The organism is Dietzia sp. UBA5065, assembly GCA_002415925.1.
GTDB lineage: Bacteria > Actinomycetota > Actinomycetes > Mycobacteriales > Mycobacteriaceae > Dietzia.
The window spans coordinates 22614-39018 of the sequence record DIAZ01000127.1 but is presented as its reverse complement, the minus strand read 5'-3'; the positions used below and the strand labels follow the sequence as shown (position 1 = coordinate 39018).

11 protein-coding genes and 1 pseudogene are annotated in these 16405 nt (G+C 69.9%); 5 read left to right on the top strand and 7 right to left on the bottom strand.

Annotated features, from left to right (window positions below):
- The coding region (locus B4M60_RS10030) for a S1 RNA-binding domain-containing protein (RefSeq protein WP_291083077.1) at positions 1 to 1126 on the top strand (1126 nt) is incomplete at its 5' end.
- A gap of 194 nt (positions 1127 to 1320) precedes the next feature.
- Here the strand turns inward: B4M60_RS10030 and B4M60_RS10025 are convergent.
- On the bottom strand, positions 1321 to 2928 hold the full coding sequence (locus B4M60_RS10025) for a DUF4185 domain-containing protein (RefSeq protein ID WP_291083074.1): 1608 nt from the start codon (positions 2926 to 2928) through the stop codon (positions 1321 to 1323).
- Between B4M60_RS10025 and coaE the strand changes: the two genes are divergently transcribed.
- Entirely contained in the window at positions 2927 to 4009 is a 1083-nt protein-coding gene (gene coaE, locus B4M60_RS10020; protein WP_291083071.1) for a dephospho-CoA kinase, read from the top strand. The genes B4M60_RS10025 and coaE overlap by 2 nt on opposite strands.
- Before the next feature lie 77 nt (positions 4010 to 4086).
- Here coaE and B4M60_RS10015 read toward each other — a convergent pair whose 3' ends face one another.
- Both B4M60_RS10015 and B4M60_RS10010 read right to left on the bottom strand, forming a co-directional pair.
- Positions 4087 to 5310, bottom strand: a complete 1224-nt coding sequence (locus B4M60_RS10015) for a DUF4185 domain-containing protein (protein WP_414646780.1) — start codon at positions 5308 to 5310, stop codon at positions 4087 to 4089.
- Between the two features lie 396 nt (positions 5311 to 5706).
- Positions 5707 to 7137, bottom strand: coding sequence for a DUF4185 domain-containing protein (locus B4M60_RS10010; RefSeq protein ID WP_291083065.1), 1431 nt, complete (start codon positions 7135 to 7137; stop codon positions 5707 to 5709).
- 122 nt (positions 7138 to 7259) lie between these two features.
- Here B4M60_RS10010 and uvrB point away from each other — a divergent pair, with 122 nt between their 5' ends.
- Both uvrB and B4M60_RS10000 read left to right on the top strand, forming a co-directional pair.
- A complete protein-coding gene (gene uvrB, locus B4M60_RS10005) occupies positions 7260 to 9389 on the top strand; it encodes an excinuclease ABC subunit UvrB (protein WP_291083062.1) in 2130 nt (709 codons plus the stop codon).
- A gap of 92 nt (positions 9390 to 9481) precedes the next feature.
- On the top strand, positions 9482 to 9931 hold the full coding sequence (locus B4M60_RS10000) for a universal stress protein (RefSeq protein WP_291083059.1): 450 nt from the start codon (positions 9482 to 9484) through the stop codon (positions 9929 to 9931).
- A 9-nt stretch (positions 9932 to 9940) separates the two neighbouring features.
- Here B4M60_RS10000 and B4M60_RS09995 read toward each other — a convergent pair whose 3' ends face one another.
- The 4 genes from B4M60_RS09995 to B4M60_RS09980 form a co-directional block, all read right to left on the bottom strand.
- Complete coding sequence (locus B4M60_RS09995) at positions 9941 to 10357, bottom strand: DUF732 domain-containing protein (protein ID WP_291083056.1); 417 nt, start codon at positions 10355 to 10357, stop codon at positions 9941 to 9943.
- Complete coding sequence (locus tag B4M60_RS09990; protein ID WP_291083053.1) at positions 10354 to 12720, bottom strand: HelD family protein; 2367 nt, start codon at positions 12718 to 12720, stop codon at positions 10354 to 10356. Before B4M60_RS09990 ends, B4M60_RS09995 begins: the two co-directional genes overlap by 4 nt.
- Positions 12721 to 12864: 144 nt before the next feature.
- On the bottom strand, positions 12865 to 13794 hold the full coding sequence (locus tag B4M60_RS09985) for a DoxX family protein (protein WP_291083050.1): 930 nt from the start codon (positions 13792 to 13794) through the stop codon (positions 12865 to 12867).
- Between the two features lie 182 nt (positions 13795 to 13976).
- On the bottom strand, positions 13977 to 14678 hold the full coding sequence (locus B4M60_RS09980; RefSeq protein ID WP_291083046.1) for an MBL fold metallo-hydrolase: 702 nt from the start codon (positions 14676 to 14678) through the stop codon (positions 13977 to 13979).
- A gap of 138 nt (positions 14679 to 14816) precedes the next feature.
- Between B4M60_RS09980 and B4M60_RS09975 the strand changes: the two are divergent.
- A pseudogene (locus tag B4M60_RS09975) lies at positions 14817 to 16405 on the top strand (excinuclease ABC subunit A); the annotation flags it as partial.

Sequence of the window (16405 nt, the reverse complement as noted above, 5' to 3'; positions counted from 1 at the left end):
AGATGTGTATAAGAGACAGGCCGTCAAGGGCACCGTCATCGAGGTCGTCAAGGGCGGCCTCATCCTCGACATCGGTCTCCGTGGCTTCCTGCCCGCCTCCCTCGTGGAGATGCGTCGCGTCCGCGACCTCCTGCCCTACGTGGGCCAGGAGCTCGAGGCCAAGATCATCGAGCTGGACAAGAACCGCAACAACGTCGTCCTCTCGCGTCGCGCGTGGCTCGAGCAGACCCAGTCCGCCGTCCGCTCCGAGTTCCTGCACCAGCTGCAGAAGGGCCAGGTCCGCAAGGGCGTCGTGTCCTCGATCGTCAACTTCGGTGCGTTCGTGGACCTCGGCGGCGTCGACGGCCTCGTCCACGTCTCCGAGCTGTCCTGGAAGCACATCGACCACCCGTCCGAGGTCGTCGAGGTGGGCCAGGAGGTCACCGTCGAGGTCCTCGACGTGGACCTGGACCGCGAGCGCGTCTCCCTGTCGCTCAAGGCGACGCAGGAGGATCCGTGGCGGCACTTCGCCCGGACCCACGCGATCGGCCAGATCGTCCCGGGCAAGGTCACCAAGCTCGTGCCGTTCGGTGCGTTCGTCCGCGTGGACGAGGGCATCGAGGGCCTGGTCCACATCTCCGAGCTGGCCGAGCGCCACGTCGAGGTCCCGGACCAGGTCGTCACGGTCAACGACGACGCCATGGTCAAGGTCATCGACATCGACCTCGATCGTCGTCGGATCTCGCTCTCGCTCAAGCAGGCGGACGAGGACTACACGGAGGAGTTCGACCCGTCGAAGTACGGCATGGCCGACAGCTACGACGAGGCCGGGAACTACATCTTCCCCGAGGGCTTCGATCCCGAGACCAACGAGTGGCTCGAGGGCTTCGAGAAGCAGCGGGAGGAGTGGGAGAACCGCTACGCCGAGGCCGAGCGTCGTCACAAGATGCACACCGGCCAGATCGAGAAGGGCCGCGCGGCCGCCGCGGAGGCCGCGGAGGCCGCTCCGACCAACTACTCGTCGGAGTCCGCCCCGTCCAGCCGTCCCGCCGCTGCGGAGACCGGCCCGGCGGAGTCGACCGGCGGCTCGCTGGCGTCGGACGAGCAGCTCGCCGCTCTGCGCGCGAAGCTGGCCGGCGGCGAGTAATCGTCGCTGCCTGAGGCGCTAGTCGTCTCGCAGGACGTCACACGGCCCCGGCCGGGTACCCCACCAAGGTGGGGGATCCCGGCCGGGGTCGTTCTGGCGTCCGCTGCATCCCCTGGGTGATGTGTCCGCCCTCGGCTCGGCCGGTGCTCCCGTCCGTGCACCCTGTTCCCGCGTGATGATCCGGGAACGAAGGATCAGCGGCCCGTCGGCTCCGCGATCGGCTCGGGTTCCGCAGGCGAGACCACGGCAACCTCTTCGAGGCGCTGCTCGTCGATCACGCCCTCATCGTTGATGGCTCCGGCCTCCACGGCGTCGGCGACGGTGACGCGGGCTTCTACGGCAGTATGCGTGTCCGTGTCGGGCAAGTCGAAGTCGAACTCGGTGAGATCGGTGCGCAGAAGGAAGACGTTGTACGCGTCCCAGGTCGACAACGCGTAGAAGAGATGCCTGCCGTCGGAGGTGATAGACGCCGGGTGGATCATCGGGGCGTAGGCGTTGGGGAACATTCGACGGTCCACCAGCGTCTGAGGGGCGGACCAGGGACCCTCAGGATTGTCCGCGACCCGCATCGAGACGACGCCGGACGCCATCGACGTGAGCAAGACGAACTGATCCAGGTGCTCGTTGTGCGCCACCGACAGTTCCTCGACCGGGGCCGGCAGAATCACCCGGCTGCCGGTCGGATTGGAATCCCAGGTATTTCCGCCCTTGAACCACCGGTAAGCGGAGGGCTCTTCGATCTGGTTGGTCGGGACACGCGCGAGGATGGCGGGACCCTGGCGACCGGACGGGGTCATGTACTCGTATAGGTAGCCGTCGCGCTCGACGAAGGCACTCATCTGCATGCCGTACCAGCCGTTGTCGACCGGCGGCAGGGTGTCCCTACCGGGTTCGAACAGCACGGTGGGGTTGAAGCCGTTGAAGTTCGTCACCCGACGCATCGAAGCGGTGAGGATCTTCCACGTCCGACCGCTGTCGGTCGATTTCACCAGGGCGGAGTAGTTGGTGTTCCAGCCGCCCGGGGCGTTCCAGTCCCGGACGGACATGACGCGCATGTACATGGTGCCGTTGACGCTGATCGCAGCGGTGGGGATCACCGTCACCTCGCCGGCACCGTTGGCCTGGTGGGCGCCCTGAACCAGCGCCGTGGCAACACCGTCGGCCCCGCTCGGGCGGGCGCCGGTGATCTTCAGGCCGCTCGTGGGCGCACCGCTCTCGGCGGTGAGCATGACGTTCGATCGCCAGGCGTTGCCGGTCGGGGTGCAGTCGCCGAAGGTGTCGCCGAACATCACCATCGTCTCGTTCCCGTGCTCGAACATGATGCCGAGGTCGGTCCCGTAGATGTCGTACATGGAGTCGGTCTTCGCCGGGCTGGTGGGGCCGGTGACCAGCTGGATCACGGATGTTGCGCCCTTGAGTACGGGGATGGTGCCCTGGTCACCGGTGATCCACCGAGGGAAGTCGCGCACGGAGGAGGCCGCAGCCCCCGCCACGGAGTTCGCGGCGTTCGCCAGCGAGCCGGTGGTGAGGTTGACTCCGAGGGAGTTCGGCGGGAAATTGCCCAAGAAGCTGTTGCAGGGCCCGCTCGACTCCGAGGACCCCAGCGAGCCCAGACCGGACGACCCCAGCGAACCGGAGGACTGGGCTCCGGCGGATCCAGGAACGAGCGTCGACGTGGTCAGAAGCGCCACGGGGAGTGCGAGGAGTGCTGAGGACAGGGTCGCTGCGCGGCGCATGAGGAGAACCGTATAGAACCAGTGGTTCGCTGTAAACTTTTCGGGGTCGCCTAGACTACTGGACATGCTGATGGTGGGTCTGACCGGTGGGATCGGCGCCGGAAAGTCGACGGTGACGTCGGTCCTCGCGGAAACGGGAGCGGTGATCGTCGACGCGGACAAGATCGCCCGCGAGGTGGTCGAGCCGGGCACCCCGGGGCTGGCGATGCTCGTCGCCGAGTTCGGGGAGGGGATCCTCGACGCGGACGGGGCACTGGATCGTGCTGCTCTCGCGGCGCTCGCCTTCGTCGACGCCGAACGCACTTCGGCTCTCAACGCGATCACGCATCCTCTGATCGGCGAGCGCACGGCGGAGTTGTTCGGCTCCGCGCCGCAGGATGCGATCGTCGTGCACGACATGCCCCTCCTCGTGGAGGGCGGGATGACCCCGGGCTATCACCTGGTGATCGTGGTGGACACTCCGGCGGACATCCGGCTGACCCGCCTCGTGGAGCAACGTGGCATGCCTGAGGCAGACGCCCGGGCCCGTATGGCGCGTCAGGCGACCGACGAGCAGCGACGGGCCGTGGCGGACGTCCTCGTCGACAACTCGGGCGAGCGTGACGCGGTGGTGGAGCTCACCCGGGTGCTCGTCGAGTTCAGGCTGGTCCCGTTCGAGCACAACCTCAGGACGGGTACCCCGGTGATCGGGGATCGGACCGTCGTGCCGTTCCGGCCCGAGTGGGCGGCGGAGGCGGAGCGGGCCATTGCACGCCTGCGACACGTGGTGGGTGGACTCGCCCCGAGGATCGACCACGTGGGGCCCACCTCGGTGGTCGGGTTGGACGCGCCGGACATCATCGACATCCAGGTCACCGTCCGCGACGAGGCGGGAGCGGATGCGGCGCTGCACGCGCTTACCGGCGCCGGCTGGGTTCAGGACCATTCCAGCCTTCGCCCACTCCTGCACTGGTGCGACCCCGTGAGGCCGCTCGAGGTGACGATTCTCGCCGAGGACGACCCGGAACACGCGTTCGCGCTCCTCATGGCCGAGGTGATCGGCGACGATTCCGCGGCCAGGGAGGAGTACTCGCAGATCCTGCGCCGCGCGGACCGGGAGGAGACCCGACGGTGGGAGCGTACTCGCTGCCGGGCCGCCCGGTTCTGACTCCGCCCCCCGGCGGGCACTGAACCGACGAACGGTGTGGACCCGGCCGGAGCCGGGCCCTCACCGTGCTCCGTGCGTCACTCGGTCGGAACGACCCCGTTGACCAGCTCGGAGACCGGCACCTGGCGCACGACCTCGGTCTGCGACTCGGTGGCAGCCTGCGAGCGCCTCACGCCCTGGTTCGGGAAGACCGCGTCCAGGTCCGTCCGGACGAGGAACACGTTGTAGGCGTTCCACGTGGTGACCAGGTAGTACAGGTCACCGCCCTGGGACCAGGGGTGGATGAACCCGCCGTACACGCCTGGCAGGATCGAATAGTCGATGAGCGTGGTGGCGTTCTCCCACAGTCCCCACGGGGTGTCCGCGGTGCGGAGCACGATGGAGTCGAAGCCCTGCGAGTACATCGCGGTGTACTTGCCCAGGTGGGCGTTCCACATGACCGACATCTCGCTGGCTGGTGCGGGCAGCACCGCCTCCGCGTCCCCGATGTCGTCCACCCAGGTCGAGCCGTCCCAGTACGTGTACCCACTGGGGTCGAGCACACCCTCGAGGAGGGGAGCGCCCTCCAGGTCCTCCGAGTCCGGGGACCCGGCGAGCGGGACCCGGGCGACGATCGCCGCGCCCTGCCGTCCCGACGGGGTGAGGTACTCGTACAGGAAGCCGACCCCCGGGCCCTCCTCGACCTTGAGGAACGAACTCATCTGGGCGGAGTTCCACGCGCTGTCCACCGGGGGTGCGCCCGCGCCGGGCTCGCCGGCGGAGGTGATCCTGCGCGCCATCTCAGGCACCTCGGTCCAGTTCTCACCGTTGTCGGTCGAGTAGGCCATCCCCGAGTAGTTGGTGGTCCACGACCCCGGCTGGCCCCAGTGTGCGACCGACATATATCGCAGGTACTGCACCCCGTTGACGGAGATGCCCGCGGTGGGGATGATCGTCACCTCGCCGGTCTGGCCGACCCGGGGAATGATCGACTTGGCCATCCCGTCCTGGTCCTGCGCGGCCGAAGCGACGCGAATCCCGCCGGCCAGTGCGTCGCCGGGCGTTTCCGAGCGGAACAGGACGTTGGACCGCCACTGGTCTCCGGGCACCGAGCAGTCGCCCATGGTGTCGCCGAAGGCCATGAGGATCTCCGGGTCGACGGCGTCGCCGTTGTCCCACATGACGCCGAGGTCGGTGCCCGCGACCCCGTACCTGCTGATCGTGTCGTTCGGGCTCGTGGGCCCGGTGACCAACTGGAGGAACCGGGTCGGACCGCGCAGCACCGGGACGGTGCCCTCCTCGCCGGTGATCCAGGGCGGCATGCCGTAGACGGACCCGATCAGCGGGTCGAGCGAGCCGGAGAGTCCGTTGCCGAGTGAGCCGGTCTCGAGCTGCTGCACGAGCGACCCGGACCGATCCGACGACCCGAGCGATGTGGACACCGACCCCAGCGATCCGGAGTCGCCGGACGAGCCGAGCGAGCCGAGCGAACCCGACGAGCCGGACGACCCGGTGGCCATTCCCGCCCCCGTCTGCTGCTCGAGCAGCGAGCCGAAGTTGCCGAACATCTCACTGCAGGGGCCGGCGGACGCCGTGCCGACCCCGATCGTGCCGGCGACGGAGATCGCGGCAGCGGCGGTGATGGTGGCGGTGATGGCGGCGGTGGCTGCTGCGGTGAGCCGCCGGGGGGATGAGGGGGTGCGCGGGCGGGACATGTACTAGGCCTCCGGGATGGGGATCCGGTCGACGAGAACGGTCTCGCCGGTGTCCGCCGGATCGGGGGTGTCGCGGGTCCAGCTGTCGTCGGCGACGCGCGCCCTGGAGGTCTCGGAACCCGGGGTGCGGGGAGCGAGCTCGGAGAGGTCGGACTTCATGAGGAAGACGTTGTAGGCATCCCACGTCGACAGCGTGAAGTACAGATCCTTCCCGTTCGACTGGATCGCGGGGCTCCACGGGTGCGCGAATGCCCCGTACAGGGTGGGGAGATGGTCGTACGAGAGCAGAATGTCCTTGCCCGACCACGGGCCCTCGGGCGTCAGGGCCTGCCGCATGACCACGTTGTTGCTCTGATCGGTGTAGAGAGCGATGTATCGGTTGAGATGGCCGCTCCACGAGATCGACAGCTCGCTCACCTGTCCGTCGAGGACGACCTTCGCGGCGTTCCGGTCCGACGCCCAGCCGGACTCGGTCCAGAACTCGTAGGCGCCCATGTTCTCGATTCCCGCCGCCGGGACCCGCGCGAGGATCGCCGAGCCGTTTCGGCCGGACGGGGTCAGGTACTCGTAGACGTAACCGCGGTCCTGGAGGAACGCGCTCATCTGGGCCGCCGCATGGGCGGAGTGTGCGGCGCCGAGGTTGCCGGGCAGGGCCAGGTTCCCGGTTCCGGTGCGGGCGGTGCCGGAGACGGGGGTCCAGGTGGTGCCGTTATCCGTGGACCTGGCCAGGGCCGAGTAGTTGGTGGTCCACTCGCCCGGGTCGCCCCAGGTCTCCACCGACATGTAGCGCAGGTACTGCGTCTGGCCCACGGCAACGCCGGCGGTGGGGATCACCGTGGTCTCGCCGGGGAGCCCGGACCTGGGGAGGATGGACGCGGCCAGCCCGGGTGCCTCCATGGGGGCGTCGTCGATCCGCATGCCGTTGGAGAGGGTGGTGTCGGAGGAGCGGAACAGGATGTTGCTGCGCCATTGCGCGTCGCCGTCGCAGTCGCCCATCGTGTCGCCCAGCGCCATGTGCACCTGGTTCTTGCCGCCGGCGCCGCCGTTCGTCCACAGAATGCCGAGGTCGGTCCCGGTGATCCCGAAGCGGTCGACGGTGTTGTTGGGGCTCGTGCGCCCGGTGAGGAGTTCGACGGTGGTGGTGCGGCCCTGGAGGATCGGGATGTAGCCGGAGGCGCCGTTGTTCCAGGGAACAGCCGGGGGCGCAGGCTGGGAGGGCGCCGCCGGCGAGCCTCCGCCGGAACTGCTCGAACCGCTGCCGCCGCCGGTGCCGACCGGGGGCCAGACGTCGCACGGGGCGGCCACCGCGAGCGGCGCCACGATGGTGAGAGCTCCGGTGAGGACCGAGGTGGCAGCGGCGAGTGCGGCCGTCCGGGTCCCGCGCTGGTGCCGGTGGGGTGGGATATGACGACGACGACGCGGGGCGCGATTCACGGGCGGACTCCAGACGGTCGATCTATGTGAACACCGATCAGTGACCCAGGGTAACGCCTCTCAGCCTGCCGTGGTCGCGTCTCGACCGGCAGGTGCGACCGCAGACTCGTACGCTGGACGGTATGGCTTTCGCGACCGAGATCCCCGACGACGGGGTGCCCGTTGACTCCACGGTCCTGTCGTACTCGGAGTTCCGCCCGATCGGCGACGTCGAACGCAGCACGGACCGCTTCGAGGTGGTCAGCGAGTTCACCCCGTCCGGCGACCAACCCGCCGCGATCGCGGAGCTCACCGAGCGGTTGGGCAGGGGTGAGCGGGACATCGTGTTGCTCGGTGCCACCGGCACCGGCAAGTCGGCCACCACGGCCTGGCTCATCGAGAAGGTGCAGCGCCCGACCCTGGTGATGGCGCCCAACAAGACGCTCGCGGCGCAGCTGGCCAACGAGCTGCGCGAGATGCTGCCGAACAACGCCGTCGAGTACTTCGTCTCCTACTACGACTACTACCAACCGGAGGCGTACATCGCCCAGACGGACACGTTCATCGAGAAGGACTCGTCGATCAACGACGACGTGGAGAGGCTTCGGCACTCCGCCACGTCGTCGCTTCTCTCCCGACGCGACGTCGTGGTGGTGAGTTCCGTCTCGTGCATCTACGGCCTCGGCACCCCTCAGTCCTACCTCGATCGGTCGGTCGCGTTGTCGGTGGGCCAGGAGGTGGACAGGGATCAGCTGCTCCGGCTGTTGGTGGACGTGCAGTACGAGCGCAACGACGTCTCGATGACACGGGGAACGTTCCGCGCCAAGGGCGACACGGTGGACATCATCCCCACCTACGAGGAGCTGGCCGTGCGCATCGAGTTCTTCGGTGACGAGGTCGACGCGCTGTACTACATCCACCCGTTGACCGGCGACGTCGTGCGGAAGGTCGACGAGGTCCGGATCTTCCCGGCCACCCACTACGTCGCCGGGCCCGAGCGGATGGCCAAGGCGATCGCCTCGATCGAGGAGGAGCTCGAGGTGCGGCTCGCCGAGTTGGAGAACCAGGGCAAGCTCCTGGAGGCGCAGCGTCTGCGCATGCGGACCTCGTACGACATCGAGATGATGCAGCAGGTGGGGTTCTGTTCCGGCATCGAGAACTACTCCAGGCACATCGACGGGCGGCCGGCGGGCAGTGCCCCGGCCACGTTGATCGACTACTTCCCCGAGGACTTCCTCACGGTGATCGACGAGTCCCACGTCACGGTCCCGCAGATCGGGGCGATGTTCGAGGGCGACGCCTCACGCAAGCGCAACCTCGTCGACTTCGGGTTCCGGCTCCCGTCGGCGCTCGACAACCGGCCGCTCACGTGGGAGGAGTTCTCCGGGAGGGTCGGGCAGACGGTGTACCTCTCCGCCACCCCGGGCAGCTACGAGATGGGGCGGACCGGTGGGGAGTTCGTCGAGCAGGTCATCCGGCCGACCGGGCTGGTGGATCCGAAGATCGTGGTCAAACCGACCAAGGGTCAGATCGATGATCTGATCGGCGAGATCCGGGCCCGGGCCGAGCGGGACGAGCGGATCCTGGTGACCACGCTGACCAAGAAGATGTCCGAGGACCTCACCGACTACCTGCTCGAACTCGGGGTCCGCGTGCGCTACCTCCATTCGGAGATCGACACCCTGCAGCGCGTGGAGTTGCTCCGCGATCTCCGGCGAGGCGAGTACGACGTCCTGGTGGGCATCAACCTGCTCCGCGAGGGGCTGGACCTGCCGGAGGTCTCCCTCGTGGCGATCCTCGACGCGGACAAGGAGGGTTTCCTCCGCTCCAGCACCTCGCTCATCCAGACGATCGGCCGCGCCGCCCGGAACGTGTCCGGGGAGGTCCACATGTACGCCGACCGGGTCACCGAGTCGATGCGCATCGCGATGGAGGAGACCGACCGGCGTCGGGAGAAGCAGGTCGCCTACAACACCGCACACGGGATCGACCCGCAGCCGCTGCGCAAGAAGATCGCCGACATCCTCGACAGGGTGGGGGAGGTGAGCGGCGACGTGTCCGATCCCCGGGAGCGGCCCGAACTGGTGGGGGCCCGCGCGGCCGGCGGAGCGGCCCGGCCGCGCAAGGAACTCGAGAAGCTCATCGGGGAGATGACCGAGCAGATGATGTCCGCGGCCACGGACCTGCGGTTCGAACTGGCGGGACGGCTCCGCGACGAGATCGCGGAGCTACGGAAGGAACTCAAGGGGATGCGGGAGGCGGGGATCGACTGACAGGTCACTGTGACGTGGGGCGCTTACCGCGTACGGAGACCACGTCCTCGCACTACGCTGGGTGAAACTTGTTCCCTACGAGAGGAAGAGCATTGAGCGCCTACAAGAAGGTGGTCGTGGGCACGGATGGCTCGGAGTCGTCCTACCTGGCCGTGGATCGTGCCGGAGAACTCGCCGCGGACGCATCCGCGACCCTCGTGATCGCCTGCGCCTACGTGCCCGCCGATCCGCGGTCGGTCAGCCACGCCGCCGACCAGTTGGGCGCCGACGCCTACCAGATCCGCGGCGACAACCCGGCCGAGGACATCGTCCGGACCGCCCGGGACCGGGCCATGGCGGCGGGTGCGACCCGCGTCGAGGCCCGCACCGTCAAGGGCGCTCCCGTCGAGTCCCTCATCAAGCTGGCCGACGAGCTGGAGGCGGACCTGCTGGTCGTGGGCAACAAGGGACTCAGCTCTCTCACCGGTCGGCTCCTCGGGTCGGTGCCCGCCGACGCCGCCCGCCGCGCCACCTGCGACGTGCTGATCGTCCACACGACCTAGCGGCGACGCTCAGCCGCAGAGGTGGGTCCGGCTCGCGTCGACGATCGCCCGGCCCACCTCGGCGGTGTCCAGCCGGGTGTCCTGCGCGGCGATCGCACTCGTGAGCGGACGGATCCGGTCGAGGATCGTCTCGAGCCCGGCGCCGTGGGCGATGCTCCGGCAGATTCCGATCCCCACCTCCACGGTCGTGTCCGCCGACATGCCCGTGGGGATGCCGATCGCGGTCAGTTCGTCGAGGAAGTGCGTCTCGCTGTTGGTCCGGATCGGTTCGGCCGCGGTGTCGGCGCTCCCCGCCTGCGCCTGCGCGACGGTGCCCGCCACCTCGGTGGCGCCGGTCGACTCGCTCGCGGCCCCGCACCCCGTCGCCCCCGCGGCCAGCGCGAGGCACACCGAGACCACCGCCATGCGTTGTGGGCTGGTGATCATGCGGTGAGCTCCTGAGAGTCGTGCGAGACGGTGTCCCGGATCCGGGACAGCAGGGGACCGAAGCCGCCGGGCTGGACCAGGACGAGTTCCTGGGTGGCGCGGGTGGCCCCGACGTAGAGGTCCTGCAGCCCCTGTGGCGACCGCTCGAGGACGCGATCCGGATCGATCACCACCACCACGTCGAACTCGAGCCCCTTGGCCAGGGACAGCGGGAGGACCGAGACCCCGGGGCGGGTGGCGGTGACCGCCTGTCGGAGGGCGGAGATGTCCGCCGATTCCTCGTCCCGGTGGCCGTCGGGGACGAGGACGGCCACCGCACGGTCCTCCGGCACGGAGGCGATCCGCTCGAGCACGATCCCGCTCGCCGACCCGGGTCGGGGCTCGAGCCACGACACCGGTCGCCGACCGGCGCGCACCGTCCGGGGGGAGACCGCGGAGGCGTCGATCTGGGCGAGCAGCAGTTCCGCCACGGCCGAGATGGTCTCCGGCGTGCGGTAGTTGACGGTGAGCTCGCAGTGGACCCACCGATCGTCCACGTAGGGCGAGAGGGCGTCACCCCAGGAGTCGATACCCGCCGGCGACGAGGTCTGGGCGACGTCTCCCACGAGGGTCATCCAGCGGTTCGGCGAGCGGCGCATGATCACCCGCCACGCCATCGTGGACAGCTCCTGCGCCTCGTCGACGATCACGTGGCCGAACGCCCAGGTCCGGTCCGCGCCCGCACGGTCGGCCACCGTGAGATCGGAGTCCGCGCTGTGTCGCCGGGCCAGCGACTCGGCGTCCACGACGTCGTAGGCCATGAGGACCTCCGGGTCCAGATCGTCCTCGATGTCCTGCACGGCCGAACCGGTGAGGATCTCCAGGGCCTCCTCCGCCTGGCGGACCTGCTCGGCCCAGTCGCGATCCGAGTCCCCGCCGTCCGCTGCGGGGACGTCTCCGAGCAGTTCGGCGAGCTCGTCGAGGAGCGGGACGTCCGCGACCGAGAACGCCCGGCCGTCCTCGCGGAAGAGCGCGTCCTGGTCCTCGGCCACGTAGTCGCCGGCCGCCTCGGCGATGCGGTCCCGACTCGAGAGGAGGTCGGCGAGCAACTGTTCCGGTCGCAGGGTGGGCCACCATTCGTCGATGGCGGCGCTCACCTCGGGTGCGACCTCGACCTCGGCCCGGAGGGCGGCACGATCCGCCGCGTCGAGCAGCGGCCGGGCCGGGTCGCCGAGGTCGCCGACCCCGTCCCCGTCGGGGGACCAGGCGACGGCCTCGGCCTGCCCCACCGGGTCGGTGAGGACGGCCACGTACTGCTCGGTGAGCGCGTCGACGATCCGCGCCGCGAACGTCTCGCGCGCCGGGTTGTGCGGGCGGCGGGTCATGCGCGCGCGCCCTCGGGCGGACCGCACCATCGCGGGGGTGAGCACGAGGTCGCGCCCCTCGCAGCGGACCACGACGTCGCCGTCGGGGGCGGACTGGCGGGCGCGGACGGCGGCCTTGAGGATGCCCACCATCTCGCCCGAGCCCTTGACCTCCTCGCCACGGAGCGTCTCCGGCCCCGCGGCCCGCACCCCCGGGTAGAGGTCGGCGAGCGTGCGGAGGACGACCCCCGACTCGCCGAGGGAGGGGAGGACACGCGCGATGTAGTCGAGGAACCGGGCGTTGGGGCCGACGATGAGGACGCCGCTGCGGTCGAGCCTGCGCCGGTGTGTGTAGAGCAGGTAGGCGGCGCGGTGCAGGGCCACGGCCGTCTTCCCCGTCCCGGGACCGCCCTGGACCACCAGGACGCCCGCGTGGGGGTTGCGGATGATCTGGTCCTGCTCGCGCTGGATGGTGGCGACGATGTCGGTCATGTGACCCGAGCGGGCCGTGTCCAGGGCCTCGAGGAGGGCGGATTCGCCCACCACGCCGTCGTGGTCCTCGGGGAGCCCGCCGTCCGCCGGGGCCGTGAGGAACTCGTCGTGGATCCCGATCACCCGTCGGCCGATCGTGCGCAGGTGGCGGCGCCGGTGCGCGCCCTCCGGCCGCGCGGTGGTGGCCAGATAAAAGGGTCGGCTGTGGTCCGCGCGCCAGTCCAACAGGAGCGGGGTGAGGTCCTCGTCGTCGTCCCTCAACCCCACCCGGCCGATCCGACGGATCTCGCCGTCCCCCATGTCCAGGCGGCCGAAGTACAGGCCCAGGTTGGCGGCGTTGTACGCGGCGAGTTCGGAGGAATAGAGCCGGGCGAAGGACTCCCGCTCCGACCGCGCCTGCGGGGTGCCACCGGAGCCCCGGAGGACGGCGTCGAGACGGGCCCGGGTCGCGGCGCGGAGTTCCTCGAGACGATCGAGGAGACGGCCGAGATGGCGCTGTTCCTCGTCGACGGCATCGTGACTCGTCATGAGCGCTCCTCTCGGGTGGGCGGACGGCTCAGGGCAGGACATCAAGGCTACCGGGTGTCACGCGGGGGGCCGCGACGCCGACGACCCCGCCGGTGAGGGCGGGGTCGTCGGCGTCGGGTGCGCGGGCACCCGGGGGGTGGATCGTCAGGGCTGGATGACCGCCGCGGCCTTCGCGCGTGCGCGATCGGTCTCCGCCTTGGCGATCTTCCTCGCCGAGCCGGCCTTCTTCTCGGCGGACGTGAGGAGGTCCTTGGTGTCCAGACTCCCGGCGCGGGTGGCGGCGAGGCCCGCCTGATCGCGGACCTGCGCGGCGATCGGGGCGGCCTGCTCCTTCGCGGCGGCGGTGCGCTCACGCAGGACCGCGGCCACGACAGGGGCCTTCTCCCGGACGACGTCGGCGAAACCGGTCGCCTGCCCCCGTACCTGGTCGGCCACCTCCGGTGCCTTCTCCCGGACGACGTCGGCGATCTCTGGCGCCCTGTCCCGGACGGTGTCCGCCACGCCGCGTGCCTGATCGGCCACGGTGTGCGCCACCCCCGCGATCGCCGCGCCGGCGGCGGCCGACTCGGCCCTCGCGCCGGGGATCCTGGCCGAGACCGTGTCGCCGGCCTTGCGGGCGCGCCAGGCCAGACCCGGCTGCCCGGCGGTGTCGACCGAGGCGAGCATGAGCGCACCGAGCAGCGCGACGTCGGTCGCGAGGCCGGTGGTCTTGCGGCTCCTGGCTGCGGGGTCGGACTCCGCCCAGAAGGCGTGCCGGGTGATGGTCGAGGGCAGGTGCGACGCGGTGAGCGCGAGGGCCGAGAGGCGGGGCGCCCGGCCGAGTGCAAACAGGACGCCCGCTCCGATCTTGACGCCCGCGAGGGCCTTGACGAGGGTCTCGGGGTCCTTGGTCACCGGCGGGACCGACGTGGTGACGTGGTCGTTGACGGCCTGTTCACCCTTCTCGACCAGGGGTGCGGCCTTCTTCACGATCGGTGCCGCATCCGCGACGTGGGGCTGCGGATTGCGGAGCGTCTCCACGCCGTCGATCACGAATACCGTGGCGAGCATGGGTCGCGCGAGTCGTCTGATCATCAGTTCCTCCTGGGAATCGGGATGCGTGGTCGAACCTAGTGAAAACCCCGGCGGTGCGCCTCCGGTCCGCGTGCCGCCCCCGGCGGCCGCGGGCTCGGACGGTGGGGTGGGCTGGGACGATCCGGACGGATGAGGACTTGATTACGATCGGGATCCGGCCTCGTCCGACGGTGTCGGCGCCGTCACCAGCCGCGTTCGCGCCACTCCGGGAGCTTCGGACGTTCCGCTCCGACCGTCGTGTCGTCGCCGTGGCCGGGGTGGACCACCACGTCGTCGTCCAGGGTCGCGAACACCCGGGACTCGAGGTCGTGCATGAGGGTGTCGAACTGCTCCGGTGTCCCGGTCTTGCCCGGGCCGCCGGGGAAGAGGGAGTCGCCGGGGAACAGGTGGGTCCCCTCGTCGGTGCGCAGCACGAGCCCGACGCCGTCCGGGGTGTGCCCCCGCAGTCCGATCACGTCGAGGCGGAGGTCGCCCACGTCGATCGTGTCCCCGTGGGAGACGAGGCGGTCGGTGGGGACGTGGATCCCCCCGGCGTCACCGGGGGAGGCGATGGTGGTGAGGCCGAGGGCGGCGACGGTCTCCGCGAGGCCGATCCAGTGGTCGGCGTGCAGATGGGTGGTCAACACCCGCGTGACCCCGGGGGCCTGCGCCCGTAGGTGGGCGACGAGCCGGGGGGCGTCGTCGGCGGCGTCGACCAGCAGGCCCTCGCCGGTCTCGACCGACTCGATCACGTAGGCGTTGTTGTCCATCCCGCCCACGGAGATCTTGCTCACGCGGGCCGGGCCCACCGTCCAGCGCTCGCCGGTGAGCCGGCCGGTCAGCCGGCCGGAGTAGCCCTCGGTGAGGGTGATGTGGTCAGGGACGGACTCGGTGGAATGCGACATCACTGCAGGCTACTGACGCCGAGCGCGGTCCGTGCCGAGAAGCGTGTCGGAGTACGTTGGTACCTTCGACTGCGGGACCGGCGGCCCCCGCGCGTACTGCGATGTGGTGGCGACTTCCTCCCTCGAAAAGGAGTACCCATGGTGGACCGTCTGGTCGTCCGCGGCGCGCGTGAGCACAACCTCAAGGGCGTCGACATCGACGTGCCCCGTGAGTCCCTCATCGTCTTCACGGGCCTGTCCGGCTCGGGCAAGTCGTCCCTTGCGTTCGACACGATCTTCGCGGAGGGCCAGCGCAGGTACGTCGAGTCGCTGTCCTCCTACGCCCGGATGTTCCTCGGGCAGATGGACAAGCCGGACGTCGACTTCATCGAGGGACTCTCCCCGGCGGTGTCGATCGACCAGAAGTCCACCAACCGCAACCCGCGGTCGACGGTCGGGACCATCACCGAGGTGCACGACTACCTGCGCCTGCTCTACGCGCGCGCCGGCGTCCCCCATTGCCCGACGTGCGGCGAGGTCATCTCGCGGCAGACGCCGCAGCAGATCGTCGACCAGATCCTCGAGGGGGAGGAGGGCGTGAGGTTCCAGGTGCTGGCGCCCGTCGTGCGCACGCGCAAGGGCGAGTTCGTGGACCTGTTCGCCCAACTCGCCGCCGACGGGTACAGCCGCGTCCGCGTGGACGGTGAGCTCCACACCCTCGCCGAGCCGCCCACCCTCAAGAAGCAGGAGAAGCACGACATCGAGGTGGTGGTGGACCGGCTCGCGGCCAAGCCGTCGTCGCGCCAGCGGCTCACCGACTCGGTGGAGACCGCGCTCGGTCTGGCCGACGGTGTGATCGTGATCGACTACGTGGACGTGGACGAGTCGGACCCCGCCAGGCAGCGTCGGTTCTCCGAGCACATGGCGTGCCCCAACGGCCACCCGATCGCGCTGGACGACCTGGAACCGCGCGCGTTCTCGTTCAACAACCCCTACGGCGCGTGTCCCGTCTGCGACGGCCTCGGTTCCCACCTGGAGGTGGACCCGGACCTCGTGATCCCCGACCCGGAACGCTCGCTCGCAGACGGCGCCGTCGCGCCGTGGGCGGGTGGGCAGAGCGCGGACTACTTCCAGCAGCTGCTCTCGGGGCTCGCCGACGACATGGGATTCGACCTCAGAACCCCGTGGCAGGACCTGCCCGCGAAGGTCCGCAAGGCGGTGCTCGGCGGGGCTCCCACCATGGTCCGGGTGAAGTACCGCAACCGCTACGGCAGGGTGCGCACCTACGACGCCAAGTTCGAGGGCGTCATGTCATTCCTCACGCGCCGGCTCGAGCAGACGGAGTCGGAGTCGCAGAAGGAGCGCTACCAGGGGTACATGCGCGAGGTCCCGTGTCCGGCGTGTGGAGGCACCCGGCTCAAGCCGGAGATCCTCGCCGTGACCATGACCGGGCCGGGCGGCCAGGACAAGTCCATCGCGGACATCAGTCGCATGTCGGTGGCGGACTGCGCGGCGTTCCTCGCCGGTCTCGAGCTGGACGCTCGCCAGGCGATGATCGCCGGTCGGGTGCTCAAGGAGATCCAGGCCCGGATGGGCTTCCTGCTCGACGTGGGGCTGGACTACCTCTCGCTCGACCGCGTGGCCGGCAGTCTGTCCGGAGGCGAGGCCCAGCGGATCCGGCTGGCAACCCAGATCGGGTCGGGTCTCGCGGGCGTCCTCTACGTCCTCGACGAGCCGTCGATCGGCCT

Coding starts and splice junctions, on each gene's coding strand:
- coaE (WP_291083071.1), top strand. CDS start 2,927: ATGCTGATGGTGGGTCTGACCGGTGGGATCGGCGCCGGAAAGTCGACG.
- B4M60_RS10025 (WP_291083074.1), bottom strand. CDS start 2,928: ATGTCCAGTAGTCTAGGCGACCCCGAAAAGTTTACAGCGAACCACTGG.
- B4M60_RS10015 (WP_414646780.1), bottom strand. CDS start 5,310: ATGCCGCCCTGGATCACCGGCGAGGAGGGCACCGTCCCGGTGCTGCGC.
- uvrB (WP_291083062.1), top strand. CDS start 7,260: ATGGCTTTCGCGACCGAGATCCCCGACGACGGGGTGCCCGTTGACTCC.
- B4M60_RS09995 (WP_291083056.1), bottom strand. CDS start 10,357: ATGATCACCAGCCCACAACGCATGGCGGTGGTCTCGGTGTGCCTCGCG.
- B4M60_RS09990 (WP_291083053.1), bottom strand. CDS start 12,720: ATGACGAGTCACGATGCCGTCGACGAGGAACAGCGCCATCTCGGCCGT.
- B4M60_RS09985 (WP_291083050.1), bottom strand. CDS start 13,794: ATGATCAGACGACTCGCGCGACCCATGCTCGCCACGGTATTCGTGATC.
- B4M60_RS09980 (WP_291083046.1), bottom strand. CDS start 14,678: ATGTCGCATTCCACCGAGTCCGTCCCTGACCACATCACCCTCACCGAG.